General features: G+C 46.2%; 4 protein-coding genes. 3 read left to right on the top strand and 1 reads right to left on the bottom strand.

The window, feature by feature from the left end:
• Positions 1 to 288 precede the first annotated feature (288 nt).
• Complete coding sequence (locus IX84_RS06750) at positions 289 to 1,308, top strand: hypothetical protein (protein WP_152604945.1); 1,020 nt, start codon at positions 289 to 291, stop codon at positions 1,306 to 1,308.
• A 329-nt stretch (positions 1,309 to 1,637) separates the two neighbouring features.
• Here the strand turns inward: IX84_RS06750 and IX84_RS06745 are convergent, their stop codons facing one another.
• On the bottom strand, positions 1,638 to 2,882 hold the full coding sequence (locus IX84_RS06745) for a transposase (RefSeq protein WP_052515835.1): 1,245 nt from the start codon (positions 2,880 to 2,882) through the stop codon (positions 1,638 to 1,640).
• A gap of 176 nt (positions 2,883 to 3,058) precedes the next feature.
• Between IX84_RS06745 and IX84_RS06740 the strand changes: the two genes are divergently transcribed.
• Together IX84_RS06740 and IX84_RS06735 are read left to right on the top strand one after the other, a co-directional pair.
• Complete coding sequence (locus tag IX84_RS06740; protein ID WP_044217920.1) at positions 3,059 to 3,784, top strand: zinc metalloprotease; 726 nt, start codon at positions 3,059 to 3,061, stop codon at positions 3,782 to 3,784.
• Between the two features lie 110 nt (positions 3,785 to 3,894).
• On the top strand, positions 3,895 to 5,221 hold a 1,327-nt coding region (locus tag IX84_RS06735; protein WP_044217916.1), incomplete at its 3' end, for a hypothetical protein.

Raw genomic sequence — 5,221 nt, 5'->3', positions numbered from 1 at the left:
GTTGTAAGCAATGGAGCCAGGGTCTCAGTTAGTATAGGCTCCGGAAATCAATCAATGGCAATCTCAGATGATGCTGTGTTTTTTGTAGGAAATATCGATAATGGGCAGGTTAACGATATTGATGGTTATTTTTTAAAAAAAAGTAAGCAAGGTGATAGTTTATGGTTGAAATCATTTGGCGGTATTTATAATGATAGATTTTATGGAATCGATTTTTTAAATGATAGCACGCTCATTGTTCATGGAGATCACGGCACCCTTTCCCCAGGTGAAGAGAAAGTGTGGGTAATGGCATTAGACCTGGAGGGCAACATCCTGTGGGAGCGCTTTTACGCAGGGGAATATGGTTTGATCAGGAGCCGGGATTTAGCCGTATTAGAAAATGGCAATGTGGTGATCGTCTATAGAGAGTGCCTTTCCTATCAGTCCTGCGGCTCAGGAATAGACAAACGGCTGCGGCTGCTGTGTATAGACCCGGATGGCAATGAGCTTTGGACCTCTACCATCGGGGAGTATTATTTATCGGGTGCTCAAACCGAGAATGTAATTGAGCTGGACAATAGTCAATTGCTCGTTTCTTTTTTCCGGGAAATCGGACAGGGGGTTAGACGAGCCCCCGTTCTATTGTGGGTCAGCCCAGAGGGTGAAGTCTTGCAGCAGTACGACTTTGATTTTGTCAGCCTTGGCAATTATATATCTGATTTGTTCTTAACTGAAGCGGGTAATATAATCGGTGTAGGAGCCTCAAATACTTACTTGGGAGAAGATTTCTACGGTGGTGTAGGCTGGGTATTTTCCATGACACAGTCAGGTGAGCTCAATTGGGAGCGTATGTATCTAGATAATAGTGGAGGGCTGCATCTTGGGGTGCTTAATTGTGGGATAGAAACTGAAGACGGAGGATTGATCTTTGGAGGTTTTTTGGAAGATACTATCCTATTACAGCAGACCGCCTGGCTCCTAAAACTAGACAGCGCCGGCTGCTACCACCCCAACTGTGAGGAGGGCCTACAGTTTGTAGATGTGGAGGAGGTTGCGGCACCGCCTTCCAGCGTAAGCACTTACCGGGTCTATCCCAATCCGATTTCCGGAGGGGCAGTCCTTCAATTAGAAGCTCTGGTGGATATGCCTCGGGCAGCGCGGGCACAATGGATGGATGCGTACGGCCGGCACCTGGCGGAGCACGCGCTTGACCCTTTGCCGCTTCAAAATATTCCGGTTGGAGACTGGCCACCGGGCGTCTACTTCTTGCGGCTTATGGAGGAGTCGGGGCGGGCTTTGCAGGTGTTGCGGGTGTTGGTGGAGTGATAGGGGATAAGGTTAAAGTATTCAAGTTTAAAGGGTAAAGGTTTTTAAGGTTAATGGATAAAGGTTAAAGTAGCGTGCCCTCACCGGGTGTACTAAGCCAAGCCATTGCCGGGGCATTCACCCGGTGTTTTTTGCTTTACCAGGGATCAGCACGCCGGGCGAAAGGACCGACTTCCAATGCATGTCCGTATGGGTGGGCCAGTCCATACGGACAGGTCCATACGGATGTATATTGGCGTTCTAGACTACGTCGTACGGCGAGATACCAACATTGCATTTCTATTCTTAATTCCGTATCTTACTGATCATTGCAATAGTTCGGTAATTTTTTAAGCGGCAATCTTGCCGAAATTCAATAGCCTTTGCAAGGCAGATTTATTTTTTTCCAGTTCTGGGTCGATTTCGAAGTTGGATAAAAATAAATCCAGTATCAGTTCATTGAAATACGAGGTCTTTACGTTAGCTAAAGAAAATCCATTTCTTAGTTCTACATCCTGGTCCAGGTAGTGGGCGGCCTTGGCTACTCCAACCGCCGTCAAGGAGGTGTTGAAATGGAAATGCATCTTCTTTTCATCTCTGGATTGACAGTGAGTCAAACCAGTGTATTGCTTGGCATCTCTGAATAAGAACTCAATCTGGTAACGAGCCTTATAATAAGCGTAGATCAACTGGCCATCCAGTTCCAGATCCGTTGAAAAGTATACGGCATACCGGCCTGTAGGCTGACCTTCGTCAAGGAACTCAACATAGGCTAAATTGACCTTTCTTTTCAAACGGACTGCCCAACAGATCAATCCCCATATTTTCACCTCCTGATCTTCGTGGAGCAGTTGGAATTGGTCTTTGTCAATTTTCTTCAGCTTGATTTTACCGTTATACTTCTTGGGCCGGCCACGCCCTTTTTCTCTGGGACCGGCGTAGAGATATTTCAAATCAGCGTCTTTACGAAATTTAGAAACAACTTCTAGATCGGTCTGCTTGCAAACCGGGCCGATAAAGGAAATCTTTGAGAAATAGCCATCTACGACCACATACTTAGATACCTGGCGAAGCTGCTCTTTCCTTTCGATGATCAACTGGGCATAGTGATCTACCAGGGATTGTCCTTTTTCTTTGAGTTCTTTTTGACCAGGCGTCTGGATAGCTTCCAATGGCATAGCCGTATGATCATCTATGCCGACTACGCCCAAACCACCTATTTCAAGGCCTTTGACGGATTTACCCAAACAACCACTCCAGAATTTGTCAAGCTGTGGGGTGTGCTTCCCACTTTTGGGAAGATAACTTGGGTCAAAGGCGATAATCCGGTGAGCACCTAAATGTTCTTTACTTAACTCAATATTGAATTGGAGAAAATCGAATGACTTTTCAAATTGGAGTCGGTAGGTCTTTTCACAGTAAGTGCCATATCGCTCCATGCCTTTGAACGTGTATCGACCTCGTAGAGATAAATACAGTACAATGATCGAAATGATAAAATTTCGTCTCGGCTTGTTTAAGCCATCAATTTTGCTTAGTATCGTTTCCACAAGAGCCTGGCTCTTGCTGGAAGCATCATTAGTAGATAGTCGCATATCACTAAAATGATGCTTCCTTTCGTTTTATCCAAATGCTTCAAAAAATTACCGAACTATTGATCATTGAATAGCTGCTAAAAAACAGACCTCATGTTTACACACACACACACATTCCATCCGCCGAAGCCAATAGGGGAAGGAGGACATACACAAAAAAATACTGGGCATTTACCATGCTTGCCCTTTGGCTATGCGCTCATGCTGACATTCTATACAGCCAGGAAGAGAACACAGATTATCCAGGACTTATTTACGGGGAAGTATATGAAGATGACCCCTCCACTTATACCATAAGGGTGATCTTCAATTTCATTGATGAAAATGCCGCCAGTCCAAGCCAGGCATGGTGGAATACTTCAGACAATGGCACCTATATTTTAGAAGATGAAACAAAGGCCGGGATGGCAAATTTGAATAATGCGTTTAACGCCCATGGCATTTTCTTTGTCCCTTTCGGACAGGGGTATTGTGATGGGGATGGGTATTATAATTCTTTCATTGGCCCGGATTTCAGCAGCCCTCCCCAACTGCCGGAAGAACTCGGAGAGGTCAGGGCAGAGCTGCAACCATTGGAAGAAATCCAGGAGGCATTGAAGGTTTATATCATTTCAGATGAAGGGCCAATACTAGGTGTTGCGCTATCTGTACCAAGCAACTATATATATCTTAGGGGAAGCAATGCAACTGAATTTGGGCTGTCCACCCAATCACCATTATTGATCCACGAGACTGGGCACGCTCTGGGGCTTTTGCATACCCATGCTGGCACCAACAACCAACAGGCAGAATGTAATCCTTTCAGTAGTTCGCCAAATATACCACCGGGCTGCAATGCTTCTCTAAGCTTGTGCTGTGGTGATTTTGTCGGAGAGACACCACCAAATAATCAGGTAATATGAGTGCGTGACAAAAAAGCGGGGATGGGTAAAAAAGGGAGGTTGAGCCAATAAGTCGTAAATTGAGTTTGACACAAAACAATTAACGACAGCCAAACCTCCCGGATGAAGTTATGGAAAAACAGCAACTTACCCAGCGATTAAATCAGAAGTTTGAAGAATTAGTGTGCCTTAGCGATGGATACGTCGAATCTTCGGATGCCATGCATGACATTGAAAAAGGCTTGCTGAGCGAATTGCTGAGCATCGGGCTGCTGCTGCTCCGGTACATCATAGCCGGGAAGCTAAAACAGTGCAAGAGTTATGAATTCGACGTGGACAATCAAGCAGCTTGCCAAAGCAAGGGCAAGAAGGCGCGGCGCTATTTAAGTTTGTTTGGGCCCTTATCCATACAGCGCCCGAGCCACTGGGCCAGTGACAAAGGGGTTGTATATAAACTGGATGAGCACCTGCAGTTGCCCCGAGGGAGCTATTGGTCTTACAATATCCAGGAATTAGTGGGCGAAAGTGCATCAGAGAATGATTTCCGTGAAAGCGTGCACCTGTTTAACAAGCTGCTGAATTTGGATTTGCGCTGGGAGTCCTCGGTGCGCAACACTCTTAATTTGGGCCAATACGTGGAAGCCTATTATGAGGCCCGCCCGGCTAAGGCAGAACCTGAAGCGGTGTGCTTCAGCGCCTCTTTTGACGGCAAGGGCGTACCGAAGGTAAGAAAGCCCAAAGCCCGCTCGGGCAACCCCAAAGCCCGCTTGGGCAAAGGGGAGAAACCAGGGACAAAGCAGATGGCAACTGTTTCAGTAACTTCCAGCTTTAAGCCTAAGCAACGTAGTGTCAAAGCCATTGCCGATGCTTTGATGGGAGTGGAAAACGAGCCTCAAAAGATAAAGAAAAAACCAAAACAAGAGCAGCGCTCAAAAAAGAATGGCTGGCACGAAAATATCCACCGCAGGGCATTTTTAGCAGACCAGGACAAGGCGGTGGACTATGGGATACAGGACATCAAAAACCGGATTAGCCATACAGACAGCCGCTTCGTTGTCCCTATTGACGCAGGCATCGGGCTAGAGGACAAAGTCTTGGGAGCGGTCAAAAAATACGGTTTGGAAGATGCCTTTGATGGCATTATCCTGGATATTATCCATGTGCTGGAATATGTTTGGGCAGCCGCGACTGCGGTTTTTGGCGAGCAGTCCAAGCTGCGCACGCCTTGGGTCAGGGATATGCTCACGGACTTGCTCAACAGCAAAACGCAAAAAGTCATTGATGATTTAGTGGCTATCCGGGATAAGACAAAATTATCCAAAAGTAAAAGCCAACAGCTGAACAAAGCCATTACCTATTTTACCAACCATCAGCATAAGATGGACTATCTGGCTTTTATCAAGAAGGGATACCCCATAAGCTCAGCTATGGCAGAGTCCACTTGTGGGCATTTGGTCA

It is taken from the genome of Phaeodactylibacter xiamenensis, from assembly GCF_000759025.1.
Taxonomy (GTDB): domain Bacteria; phylum Bacteroidota; class Bacteroidia; order Chitinophagales; family Saprospiraceae; genus Phaeodactylibacter; species Phaeodactylibacter xiamenensis.
The sequence above is the reverse complement of the archived record's forward strand: the minus strand, read 5'-3'. Positions and strand labels throughout refer to the sequence as shown.